The sequence below is a fragment of the Agrococcus jenensis genome (assembly GCF_003752465.1).
Classification (GTDB): domain Bacteria; phylum Actinomycetota; class Actinomycetes; order Actinomycetales; family Microbacteriaceae; genus Agrococcus; species Agrococcus jenensis.
This window is the reverse complement of sequence record NZ_RKHJ01000001.1, coordinates 1549583-1566402: the sequence shown is the minus strand read 5'-3', so window position 1 is coordinate 1566402 and position 16820 is coordinate 1549583. Positions and strand designations below refer to the sequence as shown.

The following is a 16820-nucleotide window of genomic DNA, read 5'->3' as shown; positions in this document are numbered from 1 at the left end:
TCCCTTTCGGAATGTGGTTCGGTGCAGGGACTGCAGCGCCCTGGGTCTGGCGCACGCTTGCGCACCGCTGATCACGGTAGGCAGGCAGGGTGGCGGCCAGGCCCCGCGCAGGTGAACAGCCGGTGAACGGGGGCGCATGAGCGGCTCAAGGCGACGGCGACGGCCCCGGACATGCGAAGGCCGGGCCGCGAAACGCCTCTCGGCGGAAGGCCGCTCGCAGCGGCGAATATTGGAGCCCGGGGTTACGCGGCCCGGCTCGTCCAGGGTAGCGACCGGAGGCGCGTCATGCAGCCCTCTGCGCTCACCGCGAACGGTCCCCGCCGCCGGGCGCGTCGCCCGCGCATGCGACAGGGCGCCCGGGTCTCCCCGGGCGCCCTGGATGCTGCGACGCGGCGGTCACTCCACGTCGATGACCGTCTCGGGGACCTCCGGGTAGCCGTAGGCAGAGCGCAGGATGACCTGGGCGGGCTCGACGCCCTCCGGCAGCTGCACGACCGCGCGGGCCTGCGTGAAGGCCTGCTCGTCGGCGTAGAAGACGTCGTCCTCCGCGGTGACCGCGATCGTGTCGCGCCAGTCGTACTCGACCCCGTCGCTGCCCACGACGAAGATGTCGAACGAGCTGCTGAAGCCGAACGATCCCTCGAGGTGCTCGGCGTCGAAGAGGATGCCGACGAAGTAGGTGCCGGGCTCGGGCTCGCCCGACTGCATCGGCGGGTTCTCCTCGAGCGACGTGACGCTGAACGACCAGACGTCCCCTGCGCCGTCGTCGACCGTGAAGTCGTACGCGCCGTCGGCGGGCTCCGACGGCTCCTCCGAGGAGCCGGTCTCGCTCGGCTCTGCCGGCTCGGTCGCCTCGGTGGTGTCGACGGGGTCGGCCGGCTCGATGGGCGAGCCCGTAGGCGCCGCGGGGATCGCGGGCGGCATCGGGATGCAGCCGGTGAGCGCGAGGGCGCTCGCGCCCAGGATGAGCGCAGCGGCGAGGGGGCGGCGTGCCATGTCGGTCTCCTTCTCGGTGCCGACCGGGTGCGCGGCCGACGAGCCGAGCCTAGGGCGGGGTGGCGACGCCGCGCATCAGCACACGCTCAGACCAGGCTCTCCGATCGCCACATCCGCGCGCACACCCGCAGGTCGCCGGCGATGTCGGTGAGCGACGCCGCCAGTCGGGTGCGCTCGCCCGCGCGCTCCGGATGCACCGGCTCGTCGACGTGCGCCGCCTCGACCGCGCCCGCGGCGGTCACGGTCGCGAACGCGGCCGCGCGCTCGAGCGCGAGCGCGAAGTCGCCAGAGAAGACGCCGCGCAGGATCGTCTCCGAGAGGGAGCGGAGCTCGTCGGGCGTCGCCGGGGCGGGCACGCCCGCGACCACCGGGGCGGCCGTCGGCAGCGCATCCGCCCCCTGCTGGTAGAGCAGGGCCGCCTCGTCGGCGCGCTGCGTCACGAGCGCGTGCAGCAGGTTGACGCGCCACAGCGCGCCGGGCAGCGAGTGGGGCCGCGCGTGCGACCAGAGCTCGGCGACCGTGTCGATGCCGTCGTCCCTCGCGACGCGCAGGATGCGCTCGACCACGTCGGGGTCGGCACCGGAGCGGACGCGCGCGAGCAGCGCCTGCGCTGTCTCGCTCGCGAGCTGCAGCCGCACGGCAGGGTCGACGTCGCCCTCGATGCGGGAGAACCAGTCGTTCGAGAAGCGGGTGGGGCGCTTGAAGTGCTCAGCCATCCCCTCCATCATCCCGGATGCTGGCGCAGCCTGGATGGCGGGCCGCCTCAGCGGGAGAAGTCCCAGACCCCGCCCTGGTCGGTCGTCACGCGCACGTGGTCGATGCCGAGGCTCGCCGGCACGTGGAAGATGCCCACGCCACCGGTGATCGACGGCTCCTGCCCGGTCGTGAAGAGGTCGCCCTCGGCGTAGAACGAGCTCGCGGTGCTCAGCCCGTACTCGTCGCCGGTGGCGTCGTCCACGATGTAGATGTGGAAGGCGTGGTAGAAGTCGGGCTCGCCCTCGAGGAGCTCGGCGTCGACGAGCACCTCGACGAGCTGGAAGCCGGGCTCCGCCGCCTGGCCGCCCGAGTCGGTCTCCACGACGCGGCTGTCGGTGACCTCGAAGCTCCACACCGAGCCGTCCTGGCCCTCGGCGGTGATCTCGTACGGCCCCGCGGAGGCGGCAGCGGTCTCGCTGGGCTCGGTCGGCTCGGCGCTCTCGGTGGGCGCGGGCTCCGGCGCGGTGGTCGCCCCGGTGGTCGCGGCCGGCGCGGCCGGCAGCGGCGGCGCGGTCAAGACGCATCCGGCGGTGAGGGTGACGACGGCGGCGCCGACGAGCAGGGCGGTGGCGGAACGGCGGGCTGCGGGGGTCATGGGGCTCCTCGTGACGGTCTGGCACCAGCGTAGGTTCCGCGCAGCGGCGACGCACGCATCCCTCCGCCCCCGTGCTGCGCGTGTCGCCGGCGCCCGGCGATGCGGTCGCGCGGCTCAGGCGTCGGCGACGAGCGCAGGCGGCAGCTTGGGCGCCAGCCGGTGCCACACCTCGATGAGCGCGCTGCCGACCAGGCCGATGCCGATCGACGCCAGCAGCAGCGGCCCCTCGGGCAGCTGGAACTGGAAGAAGTCGCGCACGACGGGCACGAGCACCGCGACGACGAGCGCGACGACCATGAGCGCGACGATGCCCGCCCGCACGAGCGTGAACGGGCGGCACGCGATGCCGAGCACCCAGAGCCCGCAGACGGTGAGCGTGATGACCGCGGCCGTCTGCACCTGGCGCTCGTCGACCTCCGCGCCGCGGCCGATGAGCGTGATCGCGAGCACCGCGAGCGCCACCGTGACGCCGGCGGGGATCGTGAACCGCAGGCTGCGGCCGAGGAAGCCCGGAACGTAGCGGGTCGCGGCCGGCATGAGCGCGAGCACGAACGCGGGGATGCCGATCGTCAGGCCGTCGGTCGCCGAGAGCTGGCGAGGCAGGAACGGGTACTGCACGAGGAACGCCCCGAAGAGCAGCGCGAGCGTGAACGCGTAGGTCGTCTTCGTGAGGAAGATGCGCGACACGCGCTCGATGTTGGCGATCACCTGCCGCCCCTCGGCGACCACCTGCGGCAGGTGCGAGAAGCGCCCGTCGAGCAGCACGAGGCGCGCGACGGCCTTCGTCGCGGCCGCGCCCTCCCCCATCGCGATCCCCAGGTCGGCGGTCTTCAGCGCGAGGGCGTCGTTCACGCCGTCGCCCGTCATCGCCACCGTGCGGCCCATCGCCTGCAGCGCCTCGACGATGCCGCGCTTCTGCCCCGGCGAGACCCGGCCGAGCACGTGGTGGTCGGCGAGCACGGCCTTGAGCTCCTCGGCGTCGGTCGGCAGGTGCCGCGCGTCGTAGGCGTCGCCCTGGAGCGGGATGCTGACCTGGCGTGCAACGGCGCCGACCGTGCGGGGGTGGTCGCCGGAGATGACGCGCACCTCGACGCCCTGCGCTCGGAAGTACTCGAGCGTCGCGGCGGCGTCGTCGCGCACGCGCTCGCCGAACGCGACCACCGCCACCGGCCGCAGCGGCGGCAGCTCGAGCCGCTCGCACTGCTCCTGATCGATCGGATGCTCGGCGTGCGCGAGCACGAGCGCGCGACGGCCGGCCGCCGCGATCTCGAGCGCCCGCTGCCCGACCGCGCTGTCCCCGGCGCCGTCGCCGAGCACCGACTCCGGCGCGCCGAGCACCCAGGTGCCGCGCGCCGCGCCCGACGCGAACGCGACCGCGCTCATGCGCCGGGCGGACGAGAAGCCGATGACGGCGCTGGGCGCCAGCCCGGGCGCGTCGAGCGCCGGCCGGATGGCCTGCGCGGTGGGGTTCGCGTCCTCGTCGTGGCCGAACCAGGCGAGCGCGGCCGGCCACGCGGGCGTGCCGGGCTGCACGTCGACCGCGCGCAGCGCATCCGCCCACACCGCCGCCCGCGGGGTGCCGGCGTCGTCGACCGGCGTCACCTCGAGCAGCTCGACGTCGCCCTCGGTGAGCGTGCCCGTCTTGTCGAGGCAGATGACGTCGACGCGCGCGAGCCCCTCGACCGCGGCGAGCTCCTGCACGAGCACCTGGCTGCGCGCGAGCTTGACCGCGGCGACCGCGAAGGCGATCGAGGTCATGAGGATGAGCCCCTGCGGCACCGAGGCGGAGATCGCGGCGGTCGAGAGCACGACCGCGTCCTGCCACTCGCCGCTCGCGATCGCCGCGGCCCATCCGCCGCGCGCCTGCATCTGGCCGTTGAGGACGATCGCGATGAGCGGCACGAGCGCGATCGAGATCCAGGTGACGACGCGGTTGAGCGCGACGCGCAGCTCGGAGTGCACGAGCGAGAAGCGGCGTGCCTCGGCGGTGAGGCGGGCGGCGAAGGAGTCGCTGCCGACGCTCGTGAGCTGCACCGAGGCGGAGCCGGCCGAGACCGCGGAGCCCGAGAGCACGCCGTCGCCGACGTGCTTGAGCTGCGGCTCCGACTCCCCCGTCAGCAGCGACTCGTCGAGGTCGACGCCCTCGGTCGCCACGATCACCCCGTCGGCCGGCACCTGGTCGCCGCGGCGCAGCAGCAGGATGTCGTCCTGCACGAGCTCGCCCATCGCGACGTCGCGTCGCTCGCCGTCGCGCACGACCGTCGAGCGCTGCACGTGCAGCAGTGCGAGCCCGTCGAGCTTGCGCTTGGCGCTGTGCTCCTGCACGACGCCGATCACGACGTTCGAGATCGCCGCGAACGAGAAGAGCGCGTCCTGCCAGCGCCCGAGCACGATGAGCACGGCCGTGCAGACCGCGATCACGAGGTTGAAGAGCGTGAAGAGGTTGACGCGCAGGATCGACAGCAGGCTGCGGCTCGACGCGTTGGCGAGCCGGTTCACGCGGCCGTCCGCGATGCGCACCGCGACCTCGGCGGCGGTCAGCCCCGTCGCGGGGTCGGTGGTCGTCAGGATGCGCTGGTGGTCGACGTGACCGGCCGCGGGCGCGCCCGGGGCGTCGGCCGGCGCCGGCGTGCGGGCTGGGGTCTGAGCAGACATGCGGCTTCCTGGCAGGCGGCAGATCCGGGGACGGCGGACCCGGGGACCACTCTGGTCGCTCACCGCCGAGCACGGTAGGGAGGATCGCCCGAATCATCCGGGAGGTTGACCCCCGGGAGCGGGACCACGCGGCCCGGCCGTGCCCTGCGAAGGCACGCCCGCCGCCGCGGCTACCCTGGAGGAGCGGGCCTGTAGCTCAGTCGGTAGAGCGTCGGACTTTTAATCCGCTGGTCGTGGGTTCGAGCCCCACCGGGCCCACCGCATGTTGGCGGCTGCGTCGAGCGGTATGTAACGGGCCGCGGTTGCGTCGAGGCAACGCCAACTCGATCTCCGAACGTGCAGAGACTCAAACGAGACGTTACAGATGAGTGATCTCGACGCCACCCCAGGCAGCCGCGAGGTATTCGGCAGCAAGACGACGGTGACATCGCTCTGCGGTTGCTTCCGAACATAATAGGACGACGTTGTCGAAGTCGACGCGCTTGAGTTCCGTTTCTATTCGGCGCCCTCGGATAAGCCCAACATACCTCTCCTCGTACTCGGACCAGGACCAAGCGCCCTTCTTGTAAGCTTGGAGAAGCTCGCTGGTCGGCGCGAGGCGCACGTCATGGCGATACGTCATATTACATATCTCTCGAGCGAAAAACTCCAGGTCGTCTCGCTTCGAAAACCCGGCTAGTTGCGACACGTTGTTAAGTCGAGTGTCTACCAGCGCGGTGGCGCCACTGCTCCCAAGAAGAGCGAAGAATTGCGCAGCGCTCTTCTTAGTGAAGCCGATAGTGAACAACTTCATTAGTGCAACGCCAGTCGCTTGTCTACGTACGCGATCTCTGCTTCTTGCAGCTCAAGCGCCCGCTCGAGAAGCTGGTCATCGGTATCGATCAGGGAGGGACCGTCGAGGTGATGCTTCTTACGTAGTCGAGCCATGGCGTCGTCGTGAGATTCGACACTTCCGTCGCCGTGGATGTGTCCTATTCCGACACCGCGTTCCGCGAGGATCCGAGACACCAAGATCGTTCGGTGACAGTCAAGCGGTTCCTGCTCAGAGCACATCAACGCAACACTTTCCCTCGAAGCTCCATCTATAACCCGCCGAACCCCGGACGCAAAGGTAGCGCTCGAGGCCAGTCTGCTGTACTGCACCTTCCCCTCGCAGTAATCGCTCGCCACAGGGGACCGCGCACCGAGCTCCGAGCCTAGGAAAACGTATGCGATACCAGCGGCACGCAACGCGCGACTTAGTGCTTCCCGATTGAATTGTGGAGTGAAGCGACTCGCCGGGACCGATCTGACGTCTGCGATGGCAGTGACTTGGCGCTCGCTCAGGAGGGCAATGAACCGCTCGATGGAGTGCGTCGAATGCCCAATGGTAAGGACCCGGCTCACAGCACTCGCTCCCGCCGACTACCCAAGAATGACCGCCGCCACGAGCTTGTACGCGTAGCCCTCGTATGCTTCCCCGAGACTGACGGTCAGATAAGCCGCACCGATGAAGTGATCTTCCTGCTCCAGCCCGACGTATGCCCGCTCAACAAGAGGATCGGTGACCATCATTCTATACGACTCGGAACCGTGAGTGAAGGCAGCCTGAACTCGACGCTTGAAATTGTTATAGTCCGCGCTCGGAGCGAAAACGCGGTATTTGAGATCATCAACGTGAATCAGCCGGAGGGAATCCGTCATCGCTTGCGCTGTTCCCTGCGGAACGCGATCATGCAGACCGTGACGCGTACTGGAATCGTTCGCAAGCCACAGGTCTCTTGCGTCAGTGAGACCCGAAAGGTCCGCGGCGGTCGCTTCCCCCTCGTGTTTCCAATAGTAGTTGGGATCTAGAAGCCAATTCTCTGTCTGGTACTCGGCTGGCGCGGGTCTCAGCAGAGGCACCCGTGCAACGTCCAGGACCTTCGGGTCTGACCCGTCCTCGTACTGGCGCTCGATCTCAGACACTTCGCCGTGCGGGCGGGCGCTGACCGGCCGCACCCAGCCAGCGGGCGCGCCATCGACGAGCTCGATCCCCGCCATGCACCGGCCGCTCAGCTTGCGCGAGTTCGCGAGCAACAGCAGCGTCGGGTACTGGGGGTCTCGGGTCACGTTTGCAGTCTGCCACTAACCGCTGACAACCAGTTCCTAGCGCGTGCGCTTGACCGTCACCGCACCGGCCGTCGTCGTCGGCATGCGCCGTGATGCGACGCAATGTATGGACGACGCGTCATCATAGCTGGGCGCTGGTCTCGGCGTCAGCGTGCAGTCCTCGGTGGAAGGATCGTCCTCCGAACCGGAGGGTCCGAACTGCGCCGGGCCGGTCCGCGAACGGCGTATCACGCCGCTTGGTCGCGCGATACCTTAAATGGTCGCGCCCGAAGCACCTATCTGACTCGTCGATCTTCCCATTCGCAACGATGCGTGCGACAGTTGGCCGCACAGTTAGTGCGCCGCGGACGGGATGCACCCCTCTGTCCAGCGAACGCCATGGTGATAGCCGCGGTCGAGACGGCGCTGCTGCCATCCACCGCGGGGGTCGCGCTCACCGAGGTGTGCCGCGACTACGGTCGAACCGGCGTTGCGCGCGAACCGAGCGGTAGCCCCCGCTCGAGAGGTGCCCGCGCGCCGCTACCCCTCGGGCGCGGGGCTACCTGCGGCGTGGACGAGCGGCGATCGCTTGCGATGATGGGCGGATGCGTCAGGGAGCGGTCGGTCACGTGCGCGCGGTGGAGCGCGACGGGCGAGCGCTCGTCGAGAAGCGGCTGCGCGATCCGCTGCGCCATGACGCGGAGGCGCTCGCCCTGAGGGCTGTCGCCGGCATCGGCATCCCCGTGCCCGAGCTCGTCGAGGTGCAGCCCGGCTCCATCCTCATGACGCGCATGCCCGGTGAGCGGCTCGACGACGTCGCGCCCGACGTCCGGATCGACGGGCTGCGGGCGTCGGCCGCGCTGCTCCGCCGGCTGCACGAGCTCGAATCGCCACTGGGGCTGCCCGCGGCTCCCGACGACGCGGCGATCATCCGCCGCTACCGCGATGCGGGTGGTCCGCCGCTGCCGCTCGTCGTGCCTGCGGCCGCGCCGCCGGTGTTCTGCCACGGCGACTGGGGCGACGGCAACCTGCTGTGGGCGGATGGCCGCATCACCGCCGTGCTCGACTGGGAGAAGGCGCACCTCGGTGATCCGCTGCGCGAGGTGGCCCGCGCCGCGTGGGGTGCCGCGCGCAAGGATCCACGCTCGTTCGAGGCGATCGCGACCGGGTACGGCACCGATCCGGATGCCCTGCGGCCGTGGCTGCCCATCCACGCGGCCGAGCTCTGGCTGTGGTTCGCCGAGGTCGGGCCGCCGGAGTACCTCGAGCAGCTGACGGCCGAGCTGCTCGCCTGGCCCGCCTGACCGGCGGCCACGGGTGGGCTGCCACCGACGGGTGGGGCTGCGAACGACCGGTGGGGCAGACACCGAGAGGTGGGCCCGCAGGCCCACCTCTCGGCCGCCCGCCCACCTCTCGGCGACGGGGCAGTCACCGGCTCGGCGCTAGTCGCCCTTCACGTTCACGAGCTGGCGCAGCGTGTGCCGGATCCGCACTAGATCGCCGGCGTCGGCCATGACCTCGTCGATCGGCTTGTACGCCTGCGGGATCTCGTCGATGAACGCGTCGGTGTCGCGGTACTCGATGCCGACCATCGCCTCCCGCAGCTCGTCGCGCGAGAACGTGCGCCGGGCGGCATTCCGCGACAGCCTCCGCCCCGCGCCGTGCGGCGCGGAGTTGAGCGCGAGCGGGTTGCCGAGCCCCTCGACGACGTACGACGCGGTGCCCATCGATCCGGGGATGAGCCCGGGACGGCCCTCGTCCGCCTGGATCGCGCCCTTGCGCGACACCCACACCCGCTTCCCGAAGTGCGTCTCCGACTCCGTGAAGTTGTGGTGGCAGTTGATCCGCTCGAGCTCGTCGATGCCGGTGCCGACGAAGCGGCCCAGCTGGTCGGCGACCCGGTCCATCATCTCCTCGCGGTTGAGCAGCGCGAAGCGCTGCGCCCACCGCAGCTCGGCGATGTACCGGTCGAACTCGCGCGTGCCCTCCACGAGGTAGGCGAGGTCCGGGTCGGGCAGCTCGATCCACCACTGCTTCGCCAGCCGCTGCGCGATCGCGATGTGCCGCTGCGCGATCTTGTTGCCCACGCCGCGCGAGCCGGAGTGCAGGAACATCCACACCGCATCCGTCTCGTCGACCGAGACCTCGATGAAGTGGTTGCCGCTGCCCAGCGACCCGAGCTGCAGCCGCCAGTGCTTCGCGTAGCTCTCGGGGTCGAAGCCGCTGCGCTCCGCGAGCTGCTCGAGCTCGGCGACGCGCGGCTCGGCCGTCGGCCGCACCGTGCGGTTGTCGCGCCCCGCCGACAGCGGGATGCTGCGCTCGATCTGCTCGCGCAGCTCGGACAGCTCGCGACCGCCGTCGACGCTGGTGAGCAGGTCGTCGCGGCGCAGCTGGGTGCGCACGGCGATCATGCCGCAGCCGATGTCGACGCCGACCGCGGCGGGCATGATCGCGCCGAGCGTCGGGATGACCGAGCCGACGGTCGCGCCGCGACCGAGGTGCGCGTCGGGCATGAGCGCGAGGTGCGGGTGGATGAACGGCATGCCGGACGCGGTGCGAGCCTGCTCGAGGGTGGAGTCCTCGAGGATGCTCGCCCACGACAGCAGCCGCTTGGAGAGGGTCTCCATGGTGCCTTTCCTCCTGTGGGTGCGCTGGAGAGCGCGGTGGGGGCTGCCACAGGGTGCGGGCAGTCCCCCTCGCCGTGGAAGGGGCGTCCCGGACCCTGTCGGTCACGGGACGCGCGGAGCCGGAGGGCTACGCGGCCGGGGCCGGAGAGCATGGCTGGTGGAGGTCAGCGGGATTGACCCGGACCTCTGCTCGTTCGCGCTGCGCGCTCACGATCGCCACCTCTCGACGTGCCTGCCGTGCGGGATGCACAGCCTTGCGACAGTACGTCATGGCCGCTGACGCGTCAACGGCGGATCAGAAGCCGACCGGCGAGATGCCCCAGTGGCCGCGCCACGACTCCCCCGGCTCGAGCCACACGAGACCCTGGCCGGAGTTGAGCGCGTTCGCGGGCGCGCTCATCGGCTCGACCGCCGCAGCCTGCTTCGGCCCGCTCGCGGCGGGGAAGTCGCGCGGCGTGAAGACGACGACGTACGGGAAGGCGGCGTCCTGCCACAGCTCCGCCCCGCGGCCGGTCCCGTCGAGGAGCGACGACGTCGCCACACCGCCCACGAACTCCAGCCCCGCGTAGTTGTGGTCGACGTCGAGCTCGGTGAGGCTGCGGCCCGCGCGCAGGTCGGGCGCCGACGCATCCATCGCGTCGACGAGCGTCTCCTCGGTCGGGATGAGGTCGACCGCGTTGAAGACGCGTGCGGCCGGCACGGTGAGCGTCAGGCGCTCGGGCGCGGTGTCGCCGACCGCGAGGTAGGGATGCGCGCCGCACGCCCACGGCGCGCGCTCGGTGCCGACGTTGGTCGCCTCCTGCGTGACGAGCAGCCCGTCGTCGGTGAGCTCGTAGGTGACCGCCGTGTCGACCAGGAAGGGCCAACCACCCTGCGGGTGGATCGTGGCCTGCAGCACGAGGCGCGACGCCGAGTGCTCCAGCACCCGGTACGGTGCGAAGCGCAGCAGCCCGTGGCTCGCGTTGCCCTTGTCGCGCTCGGTGATCGGCAGCCGCTGCGTGGCGCCGTCGAGCTGCCAGTCGCCGCCCGCGACGCGGCCGCCCCACGGCGCGAGCACGATGCCCTGGCCCTTCGCGGGCCGGGCGTGCTCGGGGAACGGCTCGACGAGGTCCACCCCGTCGATCGTGAGCTCGCGCAGCGTCGCCGCGACCTCGGTGATCGTGGCGCGCAGCTCCGAGCCGTCGACGGTGCGCGAGATCGTGAACTGCTGTCCTGTGGGCGGCCGCATGCCGCGAGCCTAGCGAGCGAGCGCGCGGGCGCCGCCCCCGCCGCACTATCCCCCGGCGCAGACCGCGACCCCCGCGAGCAGCGCGACCGTCAGCGCCTCGAACTGCTCCTCGTCGAGGTAGCTGAAGGGCACGTCCTTGCCCTGGTAGCCGGCGCCGCGACCGACCATCGCGCGCGAGTGGATCAGCGGCTCCTGCTCCAGGCCGTAGTCCTCCATGAAGTCGGCGACGACCTCGTCGGCGACGTAGCCGCACTGCTCCTGCAGGTCCGGCGGGATGACGAACATGGCACCGAGGTCGCTGAGCGGGACCCAGGCGGTGCCGCCCTGCAGGTGGTGCTGGTACGCCGCGTCTGCCCACTGCTCTCGGTAGCAGTGATGGGCCGACGCCGCGGTCGCCCCCACCAGGGTCATCGCGACAGCGAGTGCGACGGTCGCGGTGGCGCGGCGGACGGGAATGGCGGTGGACATGGTGCTCTCCTCGTCGTCCTCCGGGGACTCCGTCGTCCCCGGGCGCCACGAGTCTCCTCCCCGCCACGGCGTCGCGGAAGCCGCGATCTCGAGCGTGCTGCGCTCGGTGCGGGGCCGGCTCCGTCGCTCGACGAGCGGTGCCCCCGCTGGGGTTCGAACCCAGACTGGGCGGAGTTTAAGTCCGCTGCCTCTGCCGGTTGGGCTACGGGGGCCGGGCCCGTCGGCCCGCCTCTAAACCTAGAGCGCCGCCGATCGGTTCCGGCGAACCTGGAGAAGCGCTTCTAGGTCGGGGTACAGGTTCGATGTACGGTCAGCCCAAGGCCGACGCAGGCTGCGTGTGGCCATCCGACATGAGGAGACCGACGTGAGAGCACGTGCTGGCGCAGCAGGCGCCATCGCAGCAGCGCTGCTGCTGACCGGATGCGGAGGCGCTGCAGGCAACGCCGAAGCCGACTTCGAAGCGGACCCGACTGGCGCGCTGAGCGGCTGGGGCTTCGAGAACACCGACGACGTGGGCCAGGCCCGCCTCGACCACGCCGCTGCGCAGCTCGAGGGCGTCGAGATCACGCTCGACCAGACCGCCTTCGACGCGCAGAAGTTCACGACGCTCGCGGCGTCGGGCTCGATGCCCGACGTGGTGCAGATCGACCGCCAGTTCGTGGCGACCTACGCGGCGCAGGGGCTGCTCATGCCGCTCGACGCGTGCTTCGCGGCGAACGACGTCGACCCGCAGCAGCGCTGGTACCCGCAGGTGGTGCAGGACGTGACGTGGGAGGACCAGGTCTGGGCGGTGCCGCAGTTCTACCAGCCGCCGCTCATCCTGACGAACGCCCGCGTCATGGAGGAGGCGGGCGTCGAAGCCTCGGACCTCGACCCGAGCGACCCGGTCAGCCTCATCGACGCCGCCGAGGCCATGTCGGCGACCGAGGGCGGCTCGATCTCGCGCGTCGGCTTCGACCCGCAGGGCGTCTCGAAGGCGGCGATGTGGATGCTGTCGTTCGGCGGCGGCATCGTCGACGAGTCGGGCGCTCCGACCCTCGACCGCGCCGAGAACGTGGAGGCCGCGGAGTTCCTGCAGCAGCTGTACGACGCGCAGGGCGGCTTCGCCGAGGTCTCGAGCCTCGTCGACTCGTTCGACCTCTTCGGCGACGAGAACCCGTACGTGACCGATCAGGTCGGCGCGGCCGTGTTCGACCAGTGGTACGTCAACGTGCTGACCCCCTACGCGGAGCAGGTCGAGATCGGCGCGGTGCCGCTGCGCGACCAGGAGGGCGAGGACTTCACCGCTGCTGGAGGCTCGTCGTTCGTCATCCCGGCAGGCGCCGCCAACCCGTCGGCCGCGTGCGCGTGGGCGCTCCAGCTGACCTCGCCGGAGGCGTGGCAGGCCGCGGCCGAGGCGCGCGCGACGACGACCGAGGCGGAGCCCGAGCGGCTCGGCATCAACGCCGGACTCTTCACCGGCTCGCCCGAGAGCGACACGGCGATCCGCGAGAACTTCGCGTCGGCCGAGGGCTTCCCCGGCTTCCAGGGCGCGATCGACTCGTACTACGACGTGGCCGCGGAGGGCACGTCGCTCGGTGGCTCCCCCGCCGGCCAGCAGATCCAGACGGAGCTGCAGAACGCGATGCAGTCGATCCTGCTCGGCGACAGCTCCGCGGAGGACGCGCTCGCCGCGGCCCAGGAGGCCGCGCAGCGCGCCTACGACCAGGTGTCCACCGAGTAGCCGACCGGCAGAGCGATGAGGGCGGGAGCGGCGATGCCGCTCCCGCCCTCACTGCGTGGTGCCGGTCGAGCCGCCTACCCCTTCCGGCCGGAGGTCGCGAGGCCCTCGATGAACGAGCGCTGCCCGAAGGCGAAGAGGATGAGCATCGGCAGCGTGACGATGAGCGCCGCGACCATGACGTACTGGTAGTCGCCGTGGCCACCGGTGGACGGGTCGTACTTCGTCATCGCGCTCGCGATGCCGAGCGGCACGGTGTACCCCTCCGCCGAGCCGACGTTGAGGTAGATGAGCGCGCCCTGCAGGTTGTTCCAGCTCGCCTGGAACTCGAAGAGGAAGACGATCACGAACGACGGCACCGACAGCGGGAAGGCGATGCGCCAGAACTGGCCCCACGCGTTCAGCCCGTCGATCCTCGCCGCCTCGAACAGCTCCTTGGGCAGCCCGAGGAAGAACTGCCGCTGCAGGAAGATGTAGAACGCGGAGCCGAACAGGTTCGCGCCCCAGAGCGGCACGTTCGTGCCCACGAGTCCCAGCTGGTTCCAGATGAGGAACGACGGCACGAGCGTCACCGCGCCCGGCAGCATCATGGTCGCGAGCACCACGCCGAACAGCACCTTGCGGCCCGGGAAGCGGTAGTAGGCGAAGCCGAAGGCGACGAGCGAGCTCGACACCGTCACGAGCCCGGCCGCGAGGATCGCGACCAGCAGGCTGTTGCCGAGCCAGCTGAGCAGCGGCAGCTCCTGGAAGATCTGCACGTAGTTCTCGGGCACCCACGTCTGCGGGATGAGCCGGTTGTCGAACACCTCGCCGCGCGGCTTGAAGCTCGCGGCGAGCAGCCACGCGAACGGGTACAGGAAGAGGGCGCTGCAGACGAGCAGCAGCACCCAGCGCACCACCTCGAGGACACGACCGAGCGGGCTGAGCGCCGGGCCGCGCTCGCGGCGTCGCCGCGGGCGCGACTCCCCGGCGGGCGGCGGCGTCGCACCGTCGGTGCGCTCGACCTCCTCCGCCTGCTCGGGCGTGAGGACGTACGCCTCCTGGACGCGGCCGGGCTGGATGGGCGAGCTCATCGCGCGTCCTCGCTCTCGTAGTAGACGAACCGGTTGCCCACCCGCATCTGGATGAGTGAGATGACCAGGATGATGACGAACAGGAGCCACGCCATCGCGGCGGCGAAGCCGAAGTTGAACTGCCGGAACGCCTGGTCGAACAGGTAGATCGCGTAGAACAGCGATGCATCCGACGTCCCGGCTCCCGTCTGCCGGTGGAAGAGCAGGAAGGCCTGGTCGAAGATCTGGAACGCCGCGATCGTGAGCACCAGCACGTTGAAGAAGATCGCCGGCGAGATCATCGGCACGGTGACGTTCCAGAAGCGCCGGCCGGCGCCCGCACCGTCGAGCGATGCGGCCTCGTAGAGGTCCTTCGGCACGTTCTGCAGCGCCGCGAGGAAGATCACCATCGTGCCGGCGACGCCCCACAGCGTCATGAGCACGATCGACGGCTTGACCCACGCCGGGTCGAGCAGCCACTGCGGGCCCTGGATGCCGATCGCTGCGAGCCCGCGGTTGATGGCGCCCTGGCTGCCGTTCAGCAGCAGCAGGAAGACGGATGCCGTGGCCACTGCGGGCGTCATCTTGGGCAGGTAGAAGATGGTGCGGAAGATGCCCGCACCGCGGCGCGCGCTGTTGAGCAGCAGCGCGAGCCCGAGCGCCAGGACGATCTCGAGCGGCACCGCGAGCACCGCGTAGTACAGCGTGTTCGCGAGCGCGATGCCGATCTTCGGGTCCTCGAAGAGCGCCTCGTAGTTCGCGAGCCCGACGGGGCGGGCGGTGTCGGTCGCCAGCTGGTAGCGGCTGAACGAGATCACGAGGCTGTAGACCATCGCGCCGAGCGTGAAGACGAGGAAGCCGACGATCCACGGAGAGATGAAGAGGTAGCCCGTGAGCGCCTCGCGCCGCTGGCTCTTCGTCAGGGGCGTCCTCGGTGCGCGCTTGCGCCGCGTGCGGCGATCGCCCGGCGGATCGCCGGGCCGTGTGGCGTCTGGAGCTGCGGTCGTCGTCGACACGGTGCCTCCTGGGGTCAGGCGGCCGGGTGGGAACCGCACTCCATGTAGTACCCCACTTCTCCGAGAAGCGCATCAGTTCTTCGAAGAAGCGATGGGGTACGGCGTCCCCGCGGTGCGGTCAGTCGCGCTCGAGCACCGCCCGGAACCGCTCCGGCAGCACCACGTTCCCGGGACCGCCGAGGAAGAGCGGCGCGATCTGCTCGGGCGTGTAGCCGGCGATGCCGCAGCCGATCTCCGTCACGAGCAGCTCGAGCTCGGGATGCTCGGCGGCGAAGGCGAGGAACGCCTGCACCTCGCGCTCGATCGTCGGCAGGCCGCTCATCGTGTCGATCGCGTAGGACTGGCCGTGCAGCCCGTGCCCCTCGCCCCACACGGCGCCGAAGCGCTCGAGCGCCATGCGCGCGGCTCCCGCCCCGTGGTGCCCGGACGCGTTCGATCCGAAGACGAACACCTGGTGCGGCTCCAGCGCCTCGATCCTCATGCCGTGAGGATACGCCGGGGCTACCCTGGCGCCATGACCGTCCACGAGCGCGCCACGATCATCCCGCTGCCTGGCCGCACCCCGCACCTGCCGAAGTCGGCGCTCGTCATGCCTGGCGCCGTCATCGCGGGCGCGGTCTCGCTCGGCGAGCGGGTGGGCATCTGGCCGGGCGCGAGCCTGCGCGCCGAGGAGGAGCCGATCACGATCGGCGAGGACAGCAACGTGCAGGACTCCTGCTCGCTCCACGTCGACCACGGCTCGCCGCTGCGCATCGGCGCTCGCGTCTCGATCGGCCACAACGCGGTCGTGCACGGCTGCACCGTCGAGGATGACGTGCTCATCGGGATGCACGCGACCGTCATGAACGGCGCGGTGATCGGCACCGGCTCGATCATCGCCGCCGGCGCGCTCGTCACCGAGGGCACCGTCATCCCCGAGCACTCGCTCGTCGCGGGCGTGCCGGGCAAGGTGCGCCGCGAGACGACCGAGGACGAGCGCCGCGGCATCGCGCGGAACGCCGACGTCTACAGCACGCGCATCCGGCTCTACGCCGACGCCATCCACACGCACTGACCCTCGCCGCCGGTGCCCACCGGCGGGCCTGGCGCTGTGGCGGGACGGATGCGTAGGCTCGGCCGCGGCGGAGGGAGCGAGATGGCGATCGCACGCACAGGCACGGTCACCGAGCACGGCGAGTCGGCCGAGCTCGCGCTCGAGCGGAGGGTCGCGGCCGACGCGATCGCGGTCTGGCCGTTCCTGACGGAGTCGCGCGAGCTCGGGATGTGGTTCGGCACCTACGCGGGCGACCCCGACTCGGGCGAGGTCGTCATGAGCATGACCGCCGAGGAGGGCGACGCGACGACCGCGGTCGAGATCCTCGACTGCCACGCGCCCGAGCACCTCGCGGTGCTCACCACCGACGAGCACGGCTCGTGGAGCCTCGAGGTCGAGGTCCTCGACGGCGGGCACGACGCCGGCTCGGGCGCCACGATCCGCTTCACGCACCACGACGTCGCGCTCTCGGCGCTGCCCGACATCGGCGCCGGCTGGGAGTGGTACCTCGACCGGCTGGTCGCCGCGCTCGCGGGGCAGCCGATGCCCGACTGGGACGACTACTACCCCGCGCTGCGCGACGCCTACGCCGCCTGACGCGCGG

The 16820-nt window shown here is 70.9% G+C and carries 17 protein-coding genes and 2 tRNA genes; 5 read left to right on the top strand and 14 right to left on the bottom strand.

Going from position 1 to position 16820, the window contains the following annotated elements; genetic code table 11:
• Positions 1-396: 396 nt before the first annotated feature.
• The 4 genes from EDD26_RS07710 to EDD26_RS07695 form a co-directional block, all read right to left on the bottom strand.
• Positions 397-996 carry a hypothetical protein gene (locus tag EDD26_RS07710; RefSeq protein ID WP_123697174.1) on the bottom strand — a complete coding sequence of 200 codons (600 nt, stop codon included), beginning with the start codon at positions 994-996 and terminating at the stop codon, positions 397-399.
• Between the two features lie 86 nt (positions 997-1082).
• The gene (locus tag EDD26_RS07705) at positions 1083-1712 is read right to left on the bottom strand and encodes a DNA-directed RNA polymerase subunit beta (RefSeq protein ID WP_123697173.1); all 630 of its coding nucleotides are present in this window, start codon (positions 1710-1712) and stop codon (positions 1083-1085) included.
• A 47-nt stretch (positions 1713-1759) separates the two neighbouring features.
• Positions 1760-2347 carry a hypothetical protein gene (locus EDD26_RS07700; RefSeq protein WP_123697172.1) on the bottom strand — a complete coding sequence of 196 codons (588 nt, stop codon included), beginning with the start codon at positions 2345-2347 and terminating at the stop codon, positions 1760-1762.
• 114 nt (positions 2348-2461) lie between these two features.
• Positions 2462-5002: an HAD-IC family P-type ATPase gene (locus tag EDD26_RS07695; protein ID WP_123697171.1), complete on the bottom strand. Its 2541-nt coding sequence runs from the start codon at positions 5000-5002 to the stop codon at positions 2462-2464.
• A gap of 185 nt (positions 5003-5187) precedes the next feature.
• Between EDD26_RS07695 and EDD26_RS07690 the strand changes: the two genes are divergently transcribed.
• Positions 5188-5260 (top strand) — tRNA-Lys (locus EDD26_RS07690).
• 100 nt (positions 5261-5360) lie between these two features.
• On the opposite strand, the gene EDD26_RS15025 is transcribed toward EDD26_RS07690, so the two are convergent.
• The 3 genes from EDD26_RS15025 to EDD26_RS07675 are packed head-to-tail and all read right to left on the bottom strand — an operon-like array spanning position 5361 to position 7093.
• Positions 5361-5795, bottom strand: coding sequence for a DUF488 domain-containing protein (locus EDD26_RS15025; protein ID WP_123697170.1), 435 nt, complete (start codon positions 5793-5795; stop codon positions 5361-5363).
• Positions 5795-6388, bottom strand: a complete 594-nt coding sequence (locus EDD26_RS15040) for a DUF488 domain-containing protein (protein ID WP_123697169.1) — start codon at positions 6386-6388, stop codon at positions 5795-5797. Before EDD26_RS15040 ends, EDD26_RS15025 begins: the two co-directional genes overlap by 1 nt.
• 18 nt (positions 6389-6406) lie before the next feature.
• Positions 6407-7093, bottom strand: coding sequence for a dual OB domain-containing protein (locus tag EDD26_RS07675; RefSeq protein ID WP_123697168.1), 687 nt, complete (start codon positions 7091-7093; stop codon positions 6407-6409).
• Positions 7094-7677: 584 nt separating this feature from the next.
• On the opposite strand from EDD26_RS07675, the gene EDD26_RS07670 reads away from it, so the two are divergent.
• Positions 7678-8376, top strand: a complete 699-nt coding sequence (locus tag EDD26_RS07670) for a phosphotransferase (protein ID WP_123697167.1) — start codon at positions 7678-7680, stop codon at positions 8374-8376.
• 138 nt (positions 8377-8514) lie between these two features.
• On the opposite strand, the gene EDD26_RS07665 is transcribed toward EDD26_RS07670, so the two are convergent.
• The 4 genes from EDD26_RS07665 to EDD26_RS07650 all read right to left on the bottom strand — a co-directional run bounded on the left by EDD26_RS07665 (position 8515) and on the right by EDD26_RS07650 (position 11607).
• Positions 8515-9699: an RtcB family protein gene (locus EDD26_RS07665; RefSeq protein WP_123697166.1), complete on the bottom strand. Its 1185-nt coding sequence runs from the start codon at positions 9697-9699 to the stop codon at positions 8515-8517.
• 295 nt (positions 9700-9994) lie between these two features.
• Positions 9995-10927: an aldose 1-epimerase family protein gene (locus tag EDD26_RS07660; protein ID WP_123697165.1), complete on the bottom strand. Its 933-nt coding sequence runs from the start codon at positions 10925-10927 to the stop codon at positions 9995-9997.
• A 45-nt stretch (positions 10928-10972) separates the two neighbouring features.
• Positions 10973-11395: a hypothetical protein gene (locus EDD26_RS07655; RefSeq protein WP_123697164.1), complete on the bottom strand. Its 423-nt coding sequence runs from the start codon at positions 11393-11395 to the stop codon at positions 10973-10975.
• 138 nt (positions 11396-11533) lie between these two features.
• Positions 11534-11607 (bottom strand) — tRNA-Leu (locus EDD26_RS07650).
• A gap of 152 nt (positions 11608-11759) precedes the next feature.
• On the opposite strand from EDD26_RS07650, the gene EDD26_RS07645 reads away from it, so the two are divergent.
• Entirely contained in the window at positions 11760-13118 is a 1359-nt protein-coding gene (locus EDD26_RS07645; protein WP_123697163.1) for an ABC transporter substrate-binding protein, read from the top strand.
• Positions 13119-13192: 74 nt separating this feature from the next.
• Here the strand turns inward: EDD26_RS07645 and EDD26_RS07640 are convergent, their stop codons facing one another.
• The 3 genes from EDD26_RS07640 to EDD26_RS07630 form a co-directional block, all read right to left on the bottom strand.
• Complete coding sequence (locus tag EDD26_RS07640) at positions 13193-14188, bottom strand: carbohydrate ABC transporter permease (RefSeq protein ID WP_123697162.1); 996 nt, start codon at positions 14186-14188, stop codon at positions 13193-13195.
• Positions 14185-15183 (bottom strand): carbohydrate ABC transporter permease, encoded by a 999-nt coding sequence (locus tag EDD26_RS07635; RefSeq protein ID WP_425453418.1) that lies wholly within the window; start codon positions 15181-15183, stop codon positions 14185-14187. Before EDD26_RS07635 ends, EDD26_RS07640 begins: the two co-directional genes overlap by 4 nt.
• Before the next feature lie 118 nt (positions 15184-15301).
• On the bottom strand, positions 15302-15664 hold the full coding sequence (locus tag EDD26_RS07630) for an A1S_2505 family phage non-structural protein (protein WP_123697161.1): 363 nt from the start codon (positions 15662-15664) through the stop codon (positions 15302-15304).
• A gap of 33 nt (positions 15665-15697) precedes the next feature.
• On the opposite strand from EDD26_RS07630, the gene EDD26_RS07625 reads away from it, so the two are divergent.
• Positions 15698-16237: a gamma carbonic anhydrase family protein gene (locus EDD26_RS07625; protein WP_123697160.1), complete on the top strand. Its 540-nt coding sequence runs from the start codon at positions 15698-15700 to the stop codon at positions 16235-16237.
• Between the two features lie 81 nt (positions 16238-16318).
• Entirely contained in the window at positions 16319-16813 is a 495-nt protein-coding gene (locus EDD26_RS07620; RefSeq protein WP_170165577.1) for an SRPBCC domain-containing protein, read from the top strand.
• Positions 16814-16820: the final 7 nt, after the last annotated feature.

Coding starts and splice junctions, on each gene's coding strand:
- EDD26_RS07710 (WP_123697174.1), bottom strand. CDS start 996: ATGGCACGCCGCCCCCTCGCCGCTGCGCTCATCCTGGGCGCGAGCGCC.
- EDD26_RS07705 (WP_123697173.1), bottom strand. CDS start 1,712: ATGGCTGAGCACTTCAAGCGCCCCACCCGCTTCTCGAACGACTGGTTC.
- EDD26_RS07700 (WP_123697172.1), bottom strand. CDS start 2,347: ATGACCCCCGCAGCCCGCCGTTCCGCCACCGCCCTGCTCGTCGGCGCC.
- EDD26_RS07695 (WP_123697171.1), bottom strand. CDS start 5,002: ATGTCTGCTCAGACCCCAGCCCGCACGCCGGCGCCGGCCGACGCCCCG.
- EDD26_RS15025 (WP_123697170.1), bottom strand. CDS start 5,795: ATGAAGTTGTTCACTATCGGCTTCACTAAGAAGAGCGCTGCGCAATTC.
- EDD26_RS07670 (WP_123697167.1), top strand. CDS start 7,678: ATGCGTCAGGGAGCGGTCGGTCACGTGCGCGCGGTGGAGCGCGACGGG.
- EDD26_RS07665 (WP_123697166.1), bottom strand. CDS start 9,699: ATGGAGACCCTCTCCAAGCGGCTGCTGTCGTGGGCGAGCATCCTCGAG.
- EDD26_RS07660 (WP_123697165.1), bottom strand. CDS start 10,927: ATGCGGCCGCCCACAGGACAGCAGTTCACGATCTCGCGCACCGTCGAC.
- EDD26_RS07655 (WP_123697164.1), bottom strand. CDS start 11,395: ATGTCCACCGCCATTCCCGTCCGCCGCGCCACCGCGACCGTCGCACTC.
- EDD26_RS07640 (WP_123697162.1), bottom strand. CDS start 14,188: ATGAGCTCGCCCATCCAGCCCGGCCGCGTCCAGGAGGCGTACGTCCTC.
- EDD26_RS07630 (WP_123697161.1), bottom strand. CDS start 15,664: ATGAGGATCGAGGCGCTGGAGCCGCACCAGGTGTTCGTCTTCGGATCG.
- EDD26_RS07625 (WP_123697160.1), top strand. CDS start 15,698: ATGACCGTCCACGAGCGCGCCACGATCATCCCGCTGCCTGGCCGCACC.
- EDD26_RS07620 (WP_170165577.1), top strand. CDS start 16,319: ATGGCGATCGCACGCACAGGCACGGTCACCGAGCACGGCGAGTCGGCC.